The following is an 18,309-nucleotide window of genomic DNA, read 5'->3' on the forward strand; positions in this document are numbered from 1 at the left end:
CCATCGCCTATACAGTAGGTCCACATGGATTAGCTGCTTTTACAGTGGCAGGCATCATTATATTTACTGCCTTATTCGCCCTCATGCCTCGCATAGTAGCGCATGCTCGTACCATCGATCAAGCAGTAGCCACAGAAAATCCGGCTGTAGCCGCAAAACCACTAAAAAACTATTGGAAATACTTTGGTATCTTGTTCATTATCATCCTAAGCCAGTCGGTAAACTTCCGCGTTATCAATGCGTTCATTCCTATCTTCTGGACTCGTGAACTCGGTACTAGCCCAGAACAAGGCAGCTTTGCCTTAACTGTATTCTTTAGCATTGGTATTTTCATGACATACATCGGTGGCCTATTAGGTGATAAATTTGGCCCTATTAAGATTATTAGACTATCCCTATTAGTTTGGTTACCAGCTATGTTCCTATTAACCGAAGTTCCTAATTTCTCACCACTTATCATGATGCCCATAGCATACTTGCTACTACTCATGATTGGTGCGGCCAAAGCTATCAGTTACAGCCCAGTTATCGTACTAGGCCAAACCTATCTTGCTAAAAGTATCGGCTTTGCATCGGGTATCACCCTCGGCGTAAGCCAAACCATCGGTGGTGTAATCGCACCTGTTGTGGGTAACCTAGCAGATACCTACTCCCTACCGGTCGCTATGATGACACTTGTGCCATTCCTAATAGGGGGCCTTGGGGCATCACTAATACTTAAAGATCCTAAAAAATTACAATAGAAAAAAGCAGTTGTTTCTAATTAGAAACAACTGCTTTTTCTTACCAAAACTCTCAGTATTATAATATCTTAAATATTCTACACCGACTCTAACTCTTTTAATCTATCTTCCATTAAAAATATTCTTACTAAAGCTCTCTGTTTCTTTAAATCAGCAACAGTACCAAGTATCACCGTAGTGCAAAATGTATTTAATAGTAAAAACACAAAGTCAATAATTATCGTATGCTTCCATTTCATACTTAATATCAATACGACTAACATTGCAATAAATATACTATAAAACAATACGGAGTTTTTCCCTGGTATATTCATAAACGTAGCACAAACCCAACCAATAAAAGATACACCTAAAGTAAAGAAAATTATCATTAACATAAAATCTTCATATACTGTAGTCAACATAAACAAGTCATAATGTTCGCAAAACTCTATAACTTTAGTAGCAATGTCTAACCCATAAGCAAAAATAGCTGCACAAATAATTCCAAAAGCTACTGAGCTCCATATAAATACATATTTACTTTCTAATTCCGCTCGACTCTTAATTATTTCCCACCTTAAATCACTTATTGAAAGATTTTTTATCTCAGCACAAACTTTTGATTTATATGTATACCAATATTTTTCATCCGCATTTGGAAATATTTTCCGTAAATAATTAATAAATCTTCTTGGAAAACTCTCCTTTTCTGGTAATAAGACACTCATATTAACGCTCCTCAAACTATAAGTAGATAGGATCTCTAAATATAATAATTAACTAATTAAAAGATCATATTTAGAAGAAAAAAATAACCCCCTTTGCAAAACCAACAGCATTGGGGTTATTTATTATAAAAGTTAGTGTTTTAGCATTTCATTCAAGATAACTACGTCTGTTTCTTTCATACCTTGAGCCACAGTACCAATACTGCGAATGGTATCATCAACGGAGTATGCTACAAGGCCATCGCCTTTTTGGTAGTTCTTATTAAGGCGAGCTTGTTTATAGCCCATGAACGCGCCATCAAGGGAGATAGCAATTTTACCTGCGCAGGATGGTTTCGCGCCATCGCATACGATACCGGATAAGCTAGCAAGACCATTCACAAGAGTATTTTCGATAATATCTTTGCTATCACCTTTCAAGAAGGCAATACCAGCTACACTGACTACACCAGCAGATACAACGCCGCAGTAGGCGGACAATTTACCAATGCCAGATTTAACGTAGAGCGTCAACAAGTTAGCGAAAACAAGAGCACGGTACAATTCATCATCACTTTTACCAAGTTCCTCAGCAGTTGTAATGATAGGTACAGATACAGTTAGCCCTTGGTTACCAGAGCCAGAACAGATAACAACAGGCAATGGACACCCACTCATACGCGCATCGGATCCAGCCGCTGCACGAGCTTTACATTTCGTTTCAAGAGACGGATTTTCTTCATCCAACAATAAGAGCTGACCAATATTGGAGCCATAATCATTGGACAAACCTTCTCGAGAAATAGCTGTATTGTATTCTACTTGCTGTTTGATTTGAGGAATGATGCCAGAAATATCTGCCGTTTTAGCAAATTCGTAAATGCTATCAAAAGTCATAGCATATTCCGTTTTTGCGGCTTTCTTAATTTCATTGATTGTTTCAGACACAATCTCACCATCTACAGCTACATAGGTTACATTCGTATGGTCGTTTTCAATGCGAACTACCGCTGTATGTTCATCTGTTTCTGCAGTAATTTCGATATAAAGATTATCTACACCTTCCGCAAGTGACACTGTACAGAAGTTAGCATCTAGTAATGTGCCGAGCCATTTACGATCTTCATCTGTAGCAGATTCTAATACCTCTAGCTCACGCTCAGGGTGACCAACGATGGCACCTAGGGTAGTAGCCGCTTGGAGACCTTTTCGACCACCAGAGTTAGGAATGACTACGGATTTTACATTTTTTATAATATTCGCGCTGCATCGTGCGTGAATATGGTTAGGAAACTCATCTAAAACAGAGACTGCCTTCGCAGCCGCATAAGCCAATGCAATTGGCTCAGTGCACCCGAAGGCAGGACGCATCTCTGATTGTAACAAGGAAATATAATCCATCTTATACTTCCGCAATAAATTCCACTTCTACCAAAGCACCCAATGGAAGATCTTTTACTGCTATGCAAGAGCGAGCTGGTTTAGAAGTGAAATATTTAGCATAAACTTCGTTGAATGCTTTGAAATCGGCGATATCAGCCAAGAAACAAGTTGTTTTAATAACTTCGGAGAAGTCAGAACCTGCTTCAGCCAATACAGCATCAATGTTTTTGCATACTTGCTCAGTTTGCTCTACGATACCGCCTTCAACAATGGAACCAGTTGCAGGATTGAGTGGAATTTGTCCAGAAGCGAATAATAAACCGCCTACTACTTTAGCTTGAGAGTAAGGACCTACTGCTGCTGGTGCTTTGTCTGTGAAAATTGTTTTCATAATAATTCTCCTTTTAAATATAATAAAAAATAATATAGATTATTCTAATGCCACCATACTCACATTAGTAATTACCTTGTATATAACATACTCTGTGAAAGTATATCTATAACAAATTATTTAATAGATTTGAAGGCATTGTCAAATATCGTTTTGAAATAATCCCGTTGTACATCAGTAGTTACACCTACATATAGTACCGGTTTGCCTGGCTTCAACACAAATGCAGCATTTGCATAGAGCGGAGTTTGACCATCTCCTTCCGCATATAATAAGCGAGAGCTTGCTGCATAGGTTTGATACTTAGTGCCTGCCACAGGATGCACTTGTTCTGCATTTTCTACAGTAAGCGTTCTAGGTTTTATAAGTAGTTCACCTGACCGAGTTTTAAGATTAGCATAACGTTTTGGATCATTTAAAGGGACTACAGTTGTGGTTGTGGGAATTTGCTTATTAACGGCACCTAGCACGAGTTGCTCAGTAACAGGATCAATTTGACCTTTATCTAGAGCTGCCATAGCCGCCATAAACATAGGATCATTTCTCTTATCTTTAGCCACTTGTTGTGCTATTTGTTTAACATCTACCGCTACTACATATGCATCCTTTTGACCTGTTTTATCGGCCCCTTGTAATTGGTATACATCAAAAGTAGTGCCAAAGCTTTTGAAAACATCTTCAACCATCATATTCATCGCCATATTTTTTGAAGGATTTTGTTTCATTTGCTTCTCTACAAAATCACGTGTATTTGTTTTGGATGCAGAAACAACAGTTACATTGTTAGGCACTACCATGGACCCTGCAATTGTTTGTACATCCTTAGCAAAACCTACGCCAGATACAGTACCCACTAGGCAAGCTACACAAGCCAATACTTTCAAAGATTTCATATTATTTACCTCCCTTGAGAGATTGTGTTTGATACATATGATTCAACTCATTAGCCCAATAATCATGACTAGAGTCATCAGATAATAAAAGCTGTAAAGCTACACCTTTGTCTGTAGGAACGGCATAACCAATTAAGGAATAAGTATTTCTAAAACCATCATATTTAAGGCTACCCCGTAAATCGCCTGTCACAGCCGTGCCATAACGTGTTTGAACAGGTTTATAAGCCACATGCGTTGCATCTAGGCTCACTTGTTTTGCCATAAAATCTACATAAGAACGGATCTCTTCTTTACTTTTAGGAGATAAGTTCTTATCTGTGGCAAGCATTTTATCAAAAGCACCCATAATTTGAGCAGGTAACTTATCATTTATCGTTTTTAGATCTTTAGCTAATTTAGCACCTTCAATAGTATTGCCCTTCAAGCCTTGTAATTGTTGTTGAGCCTTCTCTTTAGAATAGGAATCTACATATTTAGAGATAGAGCTTTTCATTGCAGCTTTTTTTGCGTCTGGAACCTTTTCTAAAATGGTTTTATTCATACCAATTACTTGATCTATAGCATTTTTAGAATAGTCTACAACGACTAACTGACCTACATGGTGACCTTGTTTATCCGTCCCTTGCAATTGATAGACGGAAAATCCATCTAACACATCACCCTTCATAGGTTCAACTTGTACCGGTGCTTGCAATTTCATACTAGCATTAACAGCATCAACAGCCGCTTTATTTGCCATTGAAATTATTTGACTTTGCTCATTATTCCGCAGCTTTGCATCCGTAGGAACACGCATGGCCTCTACAGCCTTCACCGTAGGAGACGTACTGCCATATAAACCATAGCCTAAATCTACTGTATCCGCACATGCCACTGCGCCCATGCCAACAGTTAAGCATGTGGCACAAGCCAATGTCATCATTTTTTTGTTGAGAGCTCTCATAAGACACCTCACGATTTAACAATACATTCATATACAGATTATATTCATAATCCATATTGCATCCATAAAGATTTCAAAAAGAAAATCTATACTGCATATACTAATTATTATACTATATGGAGCTGTATAACTGTATAGTCTAATTTACAACCTTTCAGTTCTGCTATACAATACTTAAATAGATATGTAAACATATGGTATGAGAAATAGAAAGGAGTGCACACATGGTGTGCTTTTATTATGATACAAGAAATAATTCCACTCACTAGGCCTCGTACATTAGCAGCTGCTTTAGGGCCTACCATTTTAGGTGCAGCCTTTAGCTATTACGCATTTGGTGCCACTCACGGTACAGGTCTTGCCATTATCCATACGGTTTTAATATTTTTAGCCGTTGTAACAGCTCAAATTGTAGCTAATTTATGGAATGAATATAAAGATTTTAAATCTGGTCTCGATGCGGGGCAAAAGGTTGGTAATGCTGGTTCTATTACGCGTGGTGCCATTACGCCAGAACTCATCGTTACCATGATTAAGGTACTCATGGTGGTACCTATTATCATCGGTCTTTACCTATCGGCAACCATCACTTGGTACTATATTCCAGCAGGTTTTCTTTGCATTCTAATTAGCTTCCTCTACTCTGGTGGTCCAAAACCAATTTCCCGTACACCATTCGGTGAAATTTCCTCTGGCATAGCTATGGGGTTTGCTATCGTACTCATTACAGGATACGCATGGACACGTGACTTATCTTCAGCATTATTGATACCTGCTATTCCATCTACATTGCTAGTTGGCTCCATTATGCTCACGAATAACATTCGTGATATTAGAAATGATGAAAGCCATGGTCGTCGTACATTACCAATCGTTTTGGGTCGTGAACGCGCGCTCAGTCTGATGAGCATCACCTACCTATTCAACTTTATTTGGATTCTTGCATGGATCATTGTAGGTCACATGACATGGTTCTCCCTATTAGCATTCTTCGCAGCACCACTAGCTTTCAAAACTGTACACACCTTAAGTACAAAAACAGATGAATTCCTGCTCGACAAAGCGATGGGCACCACTGCGGGAGCAGCTATGATTTACCAAATCATGTGGTCTATTGGACTTATCATCGGTAAATAAGGGTCCATAGCTTAAAGTTATGGAGAACCTACAACAATTCCTTCTTGATAGATAGGAAATAATTTAGTACTATTAATGTAATATTTTATATGAACTAATTGTAAAAGGAGTGTGTCTAATGAGAAAATTTTTAGCATTAGCGGCTACTGTAATCCTTGGCGGTGCTTTACTAATCGCAGGTTGCGGTAACGACAACAGCAAACAAGCTGCTAGCAATGGCAAGCAAGTATTAAAAATCGGTGCTACAGCAGTACCTCACGCAGAAATCTTGGAACAAGTTAAACCTATCTTGGCAAAAGATGGTATTGATTTACAAATCACTGAATTCACTGATTACAACACACCAAACCTTGCTTTGGGTGATAAAGAAATCGATGCAAACTTCTTCCAACATATACCTTACATGGATGAATTTGCAAAAGCTCACAACCTTCCACTAGTATCTGCTGGTGGTGTTCATCTTGAACCAATGGGCTTATACTCCCGTCAAATCAAAGATTTGAAAGATCTTCCTAAAGGTGCTAAAATCGCTATCCCTAATGACCCTACAAACGGCGGTCGTGCATTATTGTTATTGCAAAAAGAAGGTCTTATCACATTGAAAGACTCCAGCAATATCTTGTCTACAGTTCAAGATATCGCTTCCAATCCTAATGGTTACCAATTCGTTGAATTAGAAGCAGCTCAAGTACCTCGTTCTCTTGACGATGTAGCATTGGCAGCTATCAACACTAACTTTGCATTGAATGCAGGTCTTAACCCTGGTAAAGATGCATTGGCAATCGAATCCAAAGATTCCCCTTACGTAAACATCGTTACTGTACTTAAAGGTAACGAAAACGATCCTCGCATCCAAAAATTAATGGAAACTCTTCACAGCCCTGAAATCAAAAAATTCATTGAAGAAAAATACAAAGGTGCAGTTGTTCCTGCATTCTAAGGTATAAAGTAAAAGAGACCACATATGTGGTCTCTTTTTTTTACTATAAACTATCAGCGCCAAATCTAAATGGTAATAACTCATCAAGATTAACAACTCTATAATTGCCTTTTAGATTAGCCAAAATAATCTGTGGTATTTCAAATTCAGAAATCACCTGGCGACAAGCGCCACAAGGTGCACAAGGTCCTTCCGTATCAGCAACTACGGCGAGGGCCTTAAATTTTGTATGACCTTCTGATACGGCTTTAAATATAGCAGTTCGTTCTGCACAGTTCGTTAAGCCATAGGAAGCATTTTCTATATTACAGCCTTCATAGATACTCCCATCCTCACATACAAGGGCTGCACCTACACCAAAATGGGAGTACGGACTATAGGTTTTCTCACGAGCTACTATGGCACGTTCAATAAGCTTTTGAATTTCCTGTTCTGTCATATGAGTTTCCTTTTCTATCATATGGATCTCCTCATTCCACCATATCAAGAATCGTATCCACCACAACTGGTGCAGTTGCGCCAAAGGTAATCGCCTCTAAATATGTTTGATCAGCATTGGCGAGCAAGCTTTCATCTGAAGCATACAGAGTAGCTATACTTTCACCAGCTCGAACAGTATCACCTGTTTTCTTGTGCATTATGATGCCCGCACTATAATCGATAGGACCATCCTTAACGGTGCGACCTGCGCCAAGCATAACAGATGCAATACCACATTGCTCGGTATTCATATGCGTAATATAACCGTCTTGAGGCGCTGTAACATCATAAGTAAATTTTCCGATTGCTAGTAAGCTTTCATCATCAAGAACTCGGCTATCTCCACCTTGAGCATCAATCATCATACGCAATCGATCTAATGCGGCACCAGAGTCGAGTGCCTCTTGTACGCGGCTGAGGGCAGTTTCATAGTCACATATATGACTCAATACGAGCATATGGGCTGCCATAATAAGACATTCATGAGTTAAATCCTGTGGGCCCTGCCCTTTCAACGTATCAATAACCTCGCGAATTTCCAAAGCATTACCAATGGCATGCCCTAATGGTCGATCCATATCTGTTAAAACAGCCTTAACAGAGCGGCCATTTTCCTTACCGATATCTACCATTGCTTTAGCTAATGCACGAGCATCGTCTATGGTTTTCATAAAGGCACCACTGCCAACCTTTACGTCTAGCAAGATCGCTTGTGCCCCAGAAGCTAATTTTTTACTCATGACAGAGGATGCAATGAGAGGAATGCTATCTACGGTACCCGTTACGTCTCGCAAAGCATAGAGTTTTTTATCTGCTGATGCTAAACCTTCAGATTGTCCGATTACAGCAAGCCCTATTGTATTCACCTGATTAATGAACGATTCTTGGTCCAAGGATACCTTTAGGTTTGGTATGGATTCCATTTTATCAATCGTGCCGCCCGTGTGACCAAGGCCACGGCCCGACATTTTTGCCACCTTGCCTCCACAAGCAGCTACGAGAGGTCCAATGATGAGCGTTGTCTTATCCCCTACACCGCCGGTGCTATGTTTATCTACTGTTATACCATCGATGTTGGATAAATCTACCATGTGCCCCGACTGTGCCATCGCCATGGTCAACGTACCTAGTTCACGAGCATTCATCCCATTAAATACAATGGTCATCAACAAAGCACTTACTTGATAGTCGGGAATTTCACCATTTACATAGCCAGAGATAACAAAGCGAATTTCCTCATCTGTTAAGGGTAAGTTAGAACGTTTTTTTAGAATAATATCATACATGCGCATGGTTATACCGCCATTCTAAGAAACCACCTAAGCACTGCCTAGGTGGTTTTCTATTACACTTCTTCGTCTAAATGATCTTTAAGTAGTTCTACTGCTGCACTGGCGCCAATACGGCTACAACCTTCTGCAATATAGGCTTTCATATCAGAGATAGAACGAATCCCACCGGCAGCCTTAATTTTTACATTAGGGCCAATGTGTTTCTTAAAGAGTTGAATATCTTCAAGGCTAGCACCACTGCTACCAAAACCTGTAGATGTTTTGATATAGTCGGCACCACCATCTGTAATGCATTTACAGAGAGCTACCTTTTCAGAATCAGTAAGGTAACAAGTTTCTATAATAACCTTTAAGATTTTATCTCCACAGGCTGCTTTAAGAGCTTTAATTTCAGCAGTAACTGCATCAAAGTCCCCTTGTTTTACATTACCTAGGTTGATGACCATATCAATTTCAGAGGCACCTTCCGAAAGGGCTTGTTTTGTTTCAGCTACCTTCACCTCTGTCGTTTCATAGCCTAAAGGGAAACCAATAACAGTGCAAACATTAAGGTCTGGATATGCTTCATGGGCAGAAGCCACAAAATCTGGTGGAATGCAAACAGATGCTGTTTTATAGGCTACGCCGGCGTCACAAATTTCTTTAATATCATCCCATGTAGCTGTAGGACGCAATAGTGTATGATCCACATAGGATAATAATTCTTTACCTAACATAGTGTCTCTCCTTACTAAAAGAACGACATTTGCTCTGGCTCAGGTTCTTTATGCAAAGCCTCTTGAGCAGCGCGATTTTTGTCATCAATAAATGATTCTAGTGGTACACCTGTAGCCTTCAACAAATCTGGCAAGCTATTAACGCCCTTAGCCTTAGCCGCCTCTAACACAACCTTAGCACATGTTTCTGCATCATCCAATGCGTAGTGATGTTTAAACTCAACCCCGATGTATGCAGCCATTGTATTTAGCTTATGGTTTACTAAATCTGGCCATACCGCACGTGAAAGTTTTACAGTACATGCATAATCTAGCTCTGGCCAAGGAATTTTATAGTAATCCAGTGTAGCACGCAATACATTCATATCGAATTTTGCGTTGTGAGCTACCATGATATTGCCTTTTAAATGATTTTCGTAGATAGCATTCCACAATTGATCAAAGGTTTTCTCATGGATAACATCCTTTGGCTGAATGCCATGAATTTCAATACATTCATCATCAAAACTCATGAACGGTGGTTTTATAAGGCTGTACGCCTTTTTGGTAATCTGTCCATCCTTTACGGTAATAACCGCCAAGGAGCACGCACTATTTTTAAATTTATTAGCTGTTTCAAAGTCTAATGCAACAAAATCTAACATAGGACTCCTTTCAAATCTATATGTTTTTTAATTTATATATAAGAATTGTATTCATTTTCTCCATTTATTATAGCATGAAACACTCTATAATCTACTATTCAACGGTGACTATTAGTCACCTCTTTCACATCAAATTTAATTGACAGATAGGCCCTCTGTATGTGAAAATTATTTAGATATATATGTAGTATGGAGGTTGCAAGATGGCAGATGACAGATTAATCGTTGCCCTTGATGTATCCACTATGGATGCGATGAAAGAAACCGTAACAGCCCTTGGTGATGCGGTTAGCTTTTACAAGGTCGGCATGGAGCTATTCTACGCCGAAGGAGAGCAAACAGTTCGCTATTTACAAGAGCAAAACAAACAAGTATTCCTTGATTTGAAATTGCATGATATTCCTAATACAGTAGCACATGGCGTATCTTCCCTAACACGTTTAGGTGCTAACTTGATCACTATGCATGGTCAAGGTGGTCCAGTTATGATGAAAGCAGCTGTAAAAGCAGCTCGTGAAACAGCTGAACAATTGGGCGTTGAACGTACAAAATTATTGGCAATCACTGTATTAACTAGCTTTGATGATGAAGCTTGGACCGCAACTGGTGGTCAATTACCGATTTCCGACCAAGTTATTCGTCTAGCGAAGCTTGCTAAAGAATGTGGCATGGATGGCGTTGTATGTTCCGCGTTAGAAGCTAAGATGATTCGTGAAGCATGTGGTGATGATTTCCTCATCGTAACACCTGGTATCCGCCCATCCTTTGCAGCAACAGATGACCAAAAACGTATTGCTACACCTGCTAGTGCATTACAAGATGGCGCATCTCGCCTCGTTATTGGCCGCCCTATTACACAGGCTGAAAATCCTCGTGAAGCAGTTCGTTTAATTATTGAAGAAATGGAGAATGTATCCAAATGATGACAGAACAAGAAGTAAAACAATTACTTATCGACACTCAAGCTATTTTAGAAGGTCACTTCCTTTTGACATCTGGACTCCACAGCCCAATGTACGTTGAAAAATTCAATGTATTACAACACCCAAAATATACTGAAAAACTTTGTAAAGAATTGGCTGAACGCTTCCGCGATCAAAATGTAGAACTTGTTATCGGACCTATGACTGGTGGTATCTTACTAGCTCACGAAGTAGGTAAAGCTCTTGGTACACGCGCTATCTTCACAGAACGTGAAAAAGGTGTTATGACATTGCGCCGCGGCTTTAAAATCGAACCAGGTACACGCGTGCTTATCGTTGAAGACATCGTAACAACTGGTGGTTCTGTACAAGAAGTAGTAAATGTTGTAAACCAATCCGGTGGTGAAATCGTAGGTGTAGGCCTTCTCGTTAACCGTTCTGGCGGTAAAGCAGAATTCGGCGTACCTCACGAAAAAGTACAAGCCTTACTTAACCTTGAAGTTCCTACATACAAACCTGAAGAATGCCCTCTTTGCAAAGACGGCGTAGCTATGACAGAACGCGGTTCCAAACACATCAAATAAAATGACTAAAGACCTATGCATATGCATAGGTCTTTTCTTTTACATATCTAGATTAATAAAAATCTTCCTAGTCTATCAAATATAATCAACATTTATAAACAGGTACAAAAAGAGCTCCTTCACTGAGGAGCTCTTTTTGTTTGTGTGTAGTTATTGTGTGTAAGAGAGAGATTCTGATACGAATGTATCACATAGAGTGTGTGCCTCTATGGTGGCCATGAATGCACTTTCATGACCACATTCTCTATTATTTTATGAGAGAAAGAGACTCATAAAGTATGGTTAGTTTTGTGTAGTTTGTGGTGCACCTTGATCACTTTGTTGTTGTGGTGCATTACCATTACTTTGTTGAGGTGGTTGGCCTTGCATTGGCATTTGACCTTGCGGAGGCATTTGACCATTTTGATACATATGCTGACCATTATTTCGTCCCATACCATCTATCATTTGGTTTTGACAATTTTGGTACATATGTTGACCATTATTTGGCCCCATACCATCTTGAGGCATCATTTGATTATTTCCATCCATCATATGTTGGTCCATATGCATATTAGAACCATCATGTCTATGTGGTTTTCTAAACTGTTGTTCATTGGTTTTCATCCATTCACCAAAATTTGGTAGATCATTTACTGCAAATGATGTACCTACCCCTACAGCACTGATTACAGTTAGAATGGCAGCAATTATAATTCGTCTCATAGGTCCTCCTTAATCCACATTGCTGAAATAACGTTCGCGTACCCCACGAAGTTCAACACCAACAAAGATACATGTAAGGCCCCCAAAGAGACCTACACCACCAAGTGCAACTAAAGTTACTAATGATAATGCAGGAAATGCCGTTACATTCTCAAACGGTTGCCATGAGCTTCCAAGTAAATATAGGATAGCTGGTGTAATGATAAATAGTAAAACTCCTACGATATATGACAAAGCACTTCCAATAGATAACAATGTTTTAGATGCTTTTTTAGCCATTCCTGGTAATTGTGGCAATAAACGTTCTTTGTAATCATCAAATCTAGCATAGATTTCTTGCATATTAACAGATTTACTTTCACCACCATCTTGGCCTAATGTATCTGTAATAATGCCTGCATCTACATAAGATGCATAGATTTCCTCTGGAGTGCCCAAAGATTTAATGATTTCGCTATCCGTAAGTCCTCTTTCATAACCTACTGCAAAATGCTCTTCATAAACCTCGATAATACTTTCTACATCAGCAACATGGGCCTTTTTGAATATATTGCGCAGTGCTTCTAAAAAGCTATTTTTGTTCATTATAGTCGACTCCTTTCAACAGGATGTTGATTACACCAGAAAATTCATCCCATTCTTGGCGCATCTTATTGTATGCTGCACGACCATCAGTCGTGATATGATAATATTTTCGAGATGGTCCTGTAGAGGACTCCTTCAAATAGGTCTCAACATACTTTTCTTTCTTTAATCTATTAAATAATGGATATATCGTTCCTTCCGAAATTTCAATATACTCCGAAATGGTGCTTACGATTTCATATCCATAGCGATCACTTTGTGTTAATAATGCTAGCACAAGCATATCCATAACACCTTTTTTTAATTGAACTTGCATAGTTCCTCCCTTTTAGGCTGTGCTTGCCTGCCAATGTGAAAGCTCTCTTACGGTCACTATCATGTACTGACAAATACATAATAACACAAGGTACCTCGTATTGCAAGGTACCTTGTAAAAAATATATTTTGCGCAATTAAAACTCTTGTATTTCATCACTAATAAACATAGATAAAGTCTAGGTTTATAGAGATTAAAATATTTTCAAAATTTATGCTAATTTCAAGTTATTTATATTGAAATATATCTCAATTATCATCGTATATCAAAAAAATCCTCATCCAAAGGATGAGGATTTTTATTTATATAATAAGTACTATATCTATTCTAAACAGGATCTGTTCATAATAAAGAATCTGTGCTTAGTTTGAATAGACAGTATCTAATTGGAAGCTGCTTGGCCTAATTTAATCTGTGTACTCTTCATTTTGCCATTGTGAGTATAAGATACCAAAACTGTATCACCAGGGCTCTTAGCGTCAATTTGCTCTTTTAATTCTAATAATGTACTAATATCCTTGCCATCAATTTGAGCAATTGTATCTCCTTCTACCAAACCAGCCTTTGCAGCAGGACCATTCGCATCAAGTTGAACAATGAGAAGACCTTCGCCTTCATAACTTACATTGTTACGCGCTGCTGTTTGACGATCTACAGCCCATACACCAATATAAGGACGTACAACCTTACCATTCTTAATAATAGAATCTACAACAGTCATAGCGGAGTTAATAGGAATGGCAAAACCCATACCTTCAACGCCTTCTTTAGAAATCTTAGAGCTATTAATACCAATTAACTCTCCATCTGCATTGATGAGAGCACCACCAGAGTTACCTGGATTAATAGCTGCATCTGTTTGGATTAATGGGAAGCGTTGACCTTGATCATCAATAGTACGTGCTAGCGCACTGATTACACCAGATGTAACAGAGCCTTTAAACTCTAGGCCTAAAGGATTGCCAATGGCGATAGCCGGTTCCCCTACTTGTAAGGAATCAGAGTCACCAATTTTTATAGGTTGAATATCCTTTGGTGGATTAATTTTAACAACAGCTAAGTCTGTTTGAGCATCCGTACCAATAACTGTACCTGTTACGGTAGATCCATTAGACAAAGAAACTGTAACCTCTCCATTTTTAGCACCAGCTACAACGTGATTATTTGTTACAATATGTCCATCATTATCAATCAATACACCAGAGCCTACACCTTCCCCAGCATAGATGGTACGGTTAAAGATATCCTTTTGAAAAACTTGTGTAGTAATCCCCACTACAGCCGGACCAGATTCTTTAGCCGCTTGTACCACGTATGTATTACGCGTATCCGTAATAGGTTTTGTTTGCTTTGTTTGTTCTCGTACAGTCGTTTGATGTGTAATGGGATTACCAAAGAAATAGTATCCTCCACCTACGCCAATACCGAGGGCTAGCACACAAGCAATAATTGATTTCTTATATTTTGAAAAATTCATGCATATCTCCTTATATCATCTTTTAATGATTTCTTATTATTATATTTCTTATCATATAAACTGCCAATTGCAATCGAATACACACTTTAACAACAATGTAATATAGCAGTATATATCTACTTTCACCAAAATCAATTTTATAAAATCAATTTTTGATGAACCTATTATAGTACGCAAGACATTACATTGCAAGATAACAATTTATTACATCTATTATAAAAATATAATTTCTATAAATAATATGTATCTTGTAATACGTTAAGAGCAAATCGAATTTCGAGACGATTCAACTGTAGAGAAATTACATAAAAACATATGTATATAAAAATGTACCATATAAAACATAAAGGGCATTCACTAGCCGTCGCTAGGAATGCCCTTTATGCATATAGTTTGAGAGTGTAAGGACTGTTGAGAGAGAGTATATGTGATCTAGATAAGTTGAGAGAGAACTTATTAAGAGAGAGAAGTTTAGTTGTTTCTTATCTAGAATCAAAAGTCAGCCTTACTTAGATAAGTATACATGGAATATCTAAACTATCAAAGGAAGTATATAAACAATTTTTAAATCTTTGATTATATCTATATAATAACTTCCTATAAACTCATATTTTATCAACAACCACCAAAAACGTGAGCGTAATATGAAAGTGATTTCAGTTATCAAACAAATTTATAACCAACGCCCCATACAGTAATGATGTGCTTACTATCGGATGGATTATCTTCAATTTCTTCACGTAAACGGTTGATATGAACCGCTACAGTTGCATAATCACCATAGGAATCAAGACCCCATACGCGAGAGTATAATTCTTCTTTACTAAATACGATATCACGATTGCGCATCAAGAATTCTAATAACTGGAATTCTTTCTTTTTAAGGTGAACTTCTTTTTCGTTTACCCAAACTTTCATCATCTTAGGATCAAGACGGATTTCTCCAGATTGAATCGCATTGGTTTCCATAGCATCACGCTCTGTTAAGCGTTTATATTGTGCCAACATAGCTTTGATTTTTGCAATCAATACAGATGGAGAGAATGGTTTTTCAATATAGTCATCAGCACCTACGCCGAGACCACGGATTTTATCGATATCATCAAGTCGAGCTGTTACCATAACAATTGGTACACGAACCTTGTCACGAATTTGGCGGCAAACTTCAAAACCATCCATTTCTGGCAACATAACATCAAGGATGATAAGGTCTACAGGAGTATTTAAGGCAGCCTCAATACCCTCCGTACCATTAGTCATAATAGTTACATCATAACCTGCCACCATCAAATAATCACGCTCAATATTGGCGATATCCAAATCGTCTTCAATAATTAAGATATGTTCACTCATGATTCTTCTCCTTGTTTAGGAAATTCTAATATAATACGTAGACCATGTGGTCTTACATTTTCAATCACAACTCGGCCTTCAAAGATTTCCATAATTCGACGAATAATCGACAATCCAAGACCACTACCTTCTTGTGGGTTCGTACGAGATGAATCTACACGGTAGAATGGACGCATTAGACGTTCTAGCGATTCTGGTGGTACCCCTGGGCCATCATCACTGATAACACAGTATACAAAATCATCATCACTAGTTACATCAATAACACAATGACCAACATCGGCCATTTTATACTTAGCACTATTGTTCAACACATTTTGTAAAACACGCTGTAACAATTGTGGGTTTGCATTAATGAAAGCATTTTCCGCTGCTATACGGAATTTAATTTCTAGACCTCTTGTTTGATAAGGAGCCAAATGATCTTCTACAAAATCACGTACATATTGACCGAGTTCAATTCGTTCAGATGGACGAGATTCTTTCTTGTAATTCAATGTGGTAATGAGGAATAACTCCTCTAACATCGAATCTAAATCATTAGCCCGTTTCAAAATGATTCCCATATAGCGTTTTTGTTGCTCTTCGGTTGGTGCAATACCATCGCGAACGCCTTCTGCATACGCTTTAATCGCTGTTAACGGCGTTCGGATATCATGGGATATCCCTGCTAGTAACTCTTTTTGTTGCTCCTGTTCCATTTCAATCTGACGATTGGCCATTTCTAAGGATTTCGTCATATTCTTAACATGAATCATGATAAAGCGTGTAACAAATCGGTTAATAGCAAAGAATGTAACAATAAACAGTAATATCGCAACTATGATTATGTAGAAGGATACAGATTCCATTAAGCTATCACTACCATGAGTAGCGCGCTTTATAGCAATATGATAAACGTAAGCATGACGCCCATCGTATTTCCGCATTTCATATACGAACGTATTATTGGACTGATATACAATACCTTGTAATTCAGGGTTTACATCAATAAGACCAACAATAGCAGAAGCGCTATAGATTTGAGGATTACCATAGCTGTACACCATATTACCTTGATCTAGTACCTCTACATATACTTCCTTTGGATCAAGTAGACTATAGCTAGGCTTTACTAAGCTATCTATTAAGTTGTTTTCTAAACCATAAAAGGTAATTGTTTCAGTGATTCGACTGACACTTTTAAACTGTTGTTCCTGCTCAATACGCAAATAGTAACCGGCATTAGCCAATATGCGCAGACCTGTAAAGTATAGCAAAAATAAGATAATTGCTATCAAAATAGGCACTACAAAGAGCACAACATTGGATATCCAAATCCGTATTTGTAAATTCACAGGGTTACCTCAATATCATAAATATTAGATACTTCTTATAGTTTACGCTATTTTTAATACTTAAAGCAAGTAAAAAGCGTAAAAAAGTGATTTAACTTTCATATTTTCTTCATTGTCAGTTTATAATTGGCTGTTATTACATATGGTCAATATGCCTTTTATTATCTACTATTTTGAAGTTTTTAATATATATTACACGTATCCGGGCAACCTATATCAACATACCACAAGTAATTTTTAGGACATCAAACATAATGTTCTATAACGTCTTATTTAATAGCCTCTATATTTTTTATAAAATCTCTAAATATAAAAATGCTATATCTGTAAAAATAAATTCTTTTACCTTATATTATCATTATCAAAATATTTCTCTACTCATATATAATTCAATTGCCTTATTTATACATAAAAAAAGAGGATTCCATAGGAATCCTCTTTTAATATTTGGATTAACGACGATTTGCATCGAAGAAGTTAATAGCAACTTCTGGGAACATAGCGTAAGTCAATACGTCTTCGTCAGTGATACCATTGTAGCCTTTGGAAGCTAAATCTTGACGATAACCGTCTAATTCAGGTTCGATAAGATCTGCTGGACGGCAAGTGATAGGTTCTTCATCACCAATGATAGTGTGACGAATTTCGTCAGAAATTTTACCAGGCAACGCACCATATTTACCGCGTACAAGGTCTTTAACTTCGTTAGGAACCATTTTGTAACGGTCGCCCATCATAACGTTCATCATAGCCATTGTACCAACGATTTGGGATG

The 18,309-nt window shown here is 38.0% G+C and carries 20 protein-coding genes and 1 pseudogene; 5 read left to right on the plus strand and 16 right to left on the minus strand.

The window, feature by feature from the left end:
* Positions 1-743, plus strand: a 743-nt coding sequence (locus QZ055_RS03350) for an MFS transporter (RefSeq protein ID WP_295824627.1), incomplete at its 5' end; no start/stop codon positions are given.
* A gap of 77 nt (positions 744-820) precedes the next feature.
* Here the strand turns inward: QZ055_RS03350 and QZ055_RS03355 are convergent.
* From QZ055_RS03355 to QZ055_RS03375, 5 genes are all read right to left on the minus strand, one after another.
* Entirely contained in the window at positions 821-1,453 is a 633-nt protein-coding gene (locus QZ055_RS03355) for a hypothetical protein (protein ID WP_295824629.1), read from the minus strand.
* 132 nt (positions 1,454-1,585) lie between these two features.
* Positions 1,586-2,833, minus strand: coding sequence for a serine dehydratase subunit alpha family protein (locus QZ055_RS03360; protein WP_295824645.1), 1,248 nt, complete (start codon positions 2,831-2,833; stop codon positions 1,586-1,588).
* A 1-nt stretch (position 2,834) separates the two neighbouring features.
* Positions 2,835-3,206 carry a RidA family protein gene (locus QZ055_RS03365; protein ID WP_295783750.1) on the minus strand — a complete coding sequence of 124 codons (372 nt, stop codon included), beginning with the start codon at positions 3,204-3,206 and terminating at the stop codon, positions 2,835-2,837.
* Between the two features lie 116 nt (positions 3,207-3,322).
* Entirely contained in the window at positions 3,323-4,099 is a 777-nt protein-coding gene (locus tag QZ055_RS03370) for a hypothetical protein (RefSeq protein ID WP_295824630.1), read from the minus strand.
* 1 nt (position 4,100) lies between these two features.
* Positions 4,101-5,045, minus strand: a complete 945-nt coding sequence (locus tag QZ055_RS03375; RefSeq protein WP_295824631.1) for a hypothetical protein — start codon at positions 5,043-5,045, stop codon at positions 4,101-4,103.
* A gap of 240 nt (positions 5,046-5,285) precedes the next feature.
* Here QZ055_RS03375 and menA point away from each other — a divergent pair, with 240 nt between their 5' ends.
* Positions 5,286-6,182, plus strand: coding sequence for a 1,4-dihydroxy-2-naphthoate octaprenyltransferase (menA, locus tag QZ055_RS03380; protein WP_295783761.1), 897 nt, complete (start codon positions 5,286-5,288; stop codon positions 6,180-6,182).
* 118 nt (positions 6,183-6,300) lie between these two features.
* Positions 6,301-7,122, plus strand: coding sequence for a MetQ/NlpA family ABC transporter substrate-binding protein (locus QZ055_RS03385; RefSeq protein ID WP_295824633.1), 822 nt, complete (start codon positions 6,301-6,303; stop codon positions 7,120-7,122).
* 43 nt (positions 7,123-7,165) lie between these two features.
* Here the strand turns inward: QZ055_RS03385 and QZ055_RS03390 are convergent, their stop codons facing one another.
* From QZ055_RS03390 to QZ055_RS03405, 4 genes are read right to left on the minus strand one after another with little or no spacing between them, the layout of a single operon-like run.
* Positions 7,166-7,582, minus strand: coding sequence for a cytidine deaminase (locus QZ055_RS03390; protein WP_363178677.1), 417 nt, complete (start codon positions 7,580-7,582; stop codon positions 7,166-7,168).
* A gap of 10 nt (positions 7,583-7,592) precedes the next feature.
* Positions 7,593-8,894, minus strand: a complete 1,302-nt coding sequence (locus QZ055_RS03395; protein ID WP_295824635.1) for a pyrimidine-nucleoside phosphorylase — start codon at positions 8,892-8,894, stop codon at positions 7,593-7,595.
* Between the two features lie 53 nt (positions 8,895-8,947).
* Positions 8,948-9,610, minus strand: coding sequence for a deoxyribose-phosphate aldolase (gene deoC, locus QZ055_RS03400; RefSeq protein ID WP_295824637.1), 663 nt, complete (start codon positions 9,608-9,610; stop codon positions 8,948-8,950).
* 14 nt (positions 9,611-9,624) lie between these two features.
* Positions 9,625-10,254, minus strand: a complete 630-nt coding sequence (locus QZ055_RS03405) for a 3'-5' exonuclease (protein ID WP_295824639.1) — start codon at positions 10,252-10,254, stop codon at positions 9,625-9,627.
* Between the two features lie 203 nt (positions 10,255-10,457).
* Between QZ055_RS03405 and pyrF the strand changes: the two genes are divergently transcribed.
* Entirely contained in the window at positions 10,458-11,177 is a 720-nt protein-coding gene (pyrF, locus tag QZ055_RS03410) for an orotidine-5'-phosphate decarboxylase (protein ID WP_287512102.1), read from the plus strand.
* A complete protein-coding gene (gene pyrE, locus QZ055_RS03415) occupies positions 11,174-11,761 on the plus strand; it encodes an orotate phosphoribosyltransferase (protein WP_008602774.1) in 588 nt (195 codons plus the stop codon). Before pyrF ends, pyrE begins: the two co-directional genes overlap by 4 nt.
* A gap of 282 nt (positions 11,762-12,043) precedes the next feature.
* On the opposite strand, the gene QZ055_RS03420 is transcribed toward pyrE, so the two are convergent.
* From QZ055_RS03420 to QZ055_RS03450, 7 genes and pseudogenes are all read right to left on the minus strand, one after another.
* Positions 12,044-12,466, minus strand: coding sequence for a transcriptional regulator (locus QZ055_RS03420; RefSeq protein ID WP_295824640.1), 423 nt, complete (start codon positions 12,464-12,466; stop codon positions 12,044-12,046).
* 9 nt (positions 12,467-12,475) lie between these two features.
* Positions 12,476-13,051, minus strand: coding sequence for a DUF1700 domain-containing protein (locus tag QZ055_RS03425; RefSeq protein WP_024047881.1), 576 nt, complete (start codon positions 13,049-13,051; stop codon positions 12,476-12,478).
* A complete protein-coding gene (locus QZ055_RS03430; RefSeq protein WP_036466165.1) occupies positions 13,038-13,367 on the minus strand; it encodes a PadR family transcriptional regulator in 330 nt (109 codons plus the stop codon). The genes QZ055_RS03425 and QZ055_RS03430 overlap by 14 nt, the downstream gene beginning before the upstream one ends.
* A 382-nt stretch (positions 13,368-13,749) precedes the next feature.
* Positions 13,750-14,844: a S1C family serine protease gene (locus tag QZ055_RS03435; protein ID WP_295824643.1), complete on the minus strand. Its 1,095-nt coding sequence runs from the start codon at positions 14,842-14,844 to the stop codon at positions 13,750-13,752.
* 663 nt (positions 14,845-15,507) lie between these two features.
* Complete coding sequence (locus QZ055_RS03440; RefSeq protein ID WP_005387927.1) at positions 15,508-16,197, minus strand: response regulator transcription factor; 690 nt, start codon at positions 16,195-16,197, stop codon at positions 15,508-15,510.
* Positions 16,194-17,534, minus strand: coding sequence for a sensor histidine kinase KdpD (locus tag QZ055_RS03445; protein WP_060924132.1), 1,341 nt, complete (start codon positions 17,532-17,534; stop codon positions 16,194-16,196). Before QZ055_RS03445 ends, QZ055_RS03440 begins: the two co-directional genes overlap by 4 nt.
* Before the next feature lie 452 nt (positions 17,535-17,986).
* Positions 17,987-18,309 (minus strand): annotated as a pseudogene (locus QZ055_RS03450) (oxaloacetate decarboxylase subunit alpha); the annotation flags it as partial.

This window comes from uncultured Veillonella sp., from assembly GCF_905209685.1.
GTDB lineage: Bacteria > Bacillota > Negativicutes > Veillonellales > Veillonellaceae > Veillonella.

Bases quoted from the DNA above. Each gene is read 5' to 3' on its own strand.
- menA (WP_295783761.1), top strand. From the start codon at position 5,286: ATGATACAAGAAATAATTCCACTCACTAGGCCTCGTACATTAGCAGCT.
- QZ055_RS03365 (WP_295783750.1), bottom strand. From the start codon at position 3,206: ATGAAAACAATTTTCACAGACAAAGCACCAGCAGCAGTAGGTCCTTAC.
- pyrF (WP_287512102.1), top strand. From the start codon at position 10,458: ATGGCAGATGACAGATTAATCGTTGCCCTTGATGTATCCACTATGGAT.
- QZ055_RS03440 (WP_005387927.1), bottom strand. From the start codon at position 16,197: ATGAGTGAACATATCTTAATTATTGAAGACGATTTGGATATCGCCAAT.
- QZ055_RS03395 (WP_295824635.1), bottom strand. From the start codon at position 8,894: ATGCGCATGTATGATATTATTCTAAAAAAACGTTCTAACTTACCCTTA.
- QZ055_RS03355 (WP_295824629.1), bottom strand. From the start codon at position 1,453: ATGAGTGTCTTATTACCAGAAAAGGAGAGTTTTCCAAGAAGATTTATT.
- pyrE (WP_008602774.1), top strand. From the start codon at position 11,174: ATGATGACAGAACAAGAAGTAAAACAATTACTTATCGACACTCAAGCT.
- QZ055_RS03375 (WP_295824631.1), bottom strand. From the start codon at position 5,045: ATGAGAGCTCTCAACAAAAAAATGATGACATTGGCTTGTGCCACATGC.
- QZ055_RS03435 (WP_295824643.1), bottom strand. From the start codon at position 14,844: ATGAATTTTTCAAAATATAAGAAATCAATTATTGCTTGTGTGCTAGCC.
- QZ055_RS03385 (WP_295824633.1), top strand. From the start codon at position 6,301: ATGAGAAAATTTTTAGCATTAGCGGCTACTGTAATCCTTGGCGGTGCT.
- QZ055_RS03390 (WP_363178677.1), bottom strand. From the start codon at position 7,582: ATGATAGAAAAGGAAACTCATATGACAGAACAGGAAATTCAAAAGCTT.
- deoC (WP_295824637.1), bottom strand. From the start codon at position 9,610: ATGTTAGGTAAAGAATTATTATCCTATGTGGATCATACACTATTGCGT.
- QZ055_RS03370 (WP_295824630.1), bottom strand. From the start codon at position 4,099: ATGAAATCTTTGAAAGTATTGGCTTGTGTAGCTTGCCTAGTGGGTACT.
- QZ055_RS03420 (WP_295824640.1), bottom strand. From the start codon at position 12,466: ATGAGACGAATTATAATTGCTGCCATTCTAACTGTAATCAGTGCTGTA.
- QZ055_RS03360 (WP_295824645.1), bottom strand. From the start codon at position 2,833: ATGGATTATATTTCCTTGTTACAATCAGAGATGCGTCCTGCCTTCGGG.
- QZ055_RS03405 (WP_295824639.1), bottom strand. From the start codon at position 10,254: ATGTTAGATTTTGTTGCATTAGACTTTGAAACAGCTAATAAATTTAAA.
- QZ055_RS03425 (WP_024047881.1), bottom strand. From the start codon at position 13,051: ATGAACAAAAATAGCTTTTTAGAAGCACTGCGCAATATATTCAAAAAG.
- QZ055_RS03430 (WP_036466165.1), bottom strand. From the start codon at position 13,367: ATGCAAGTTCAATTAAAAAAAGGTGTTATGGATATGCTTGTGCTAGCA.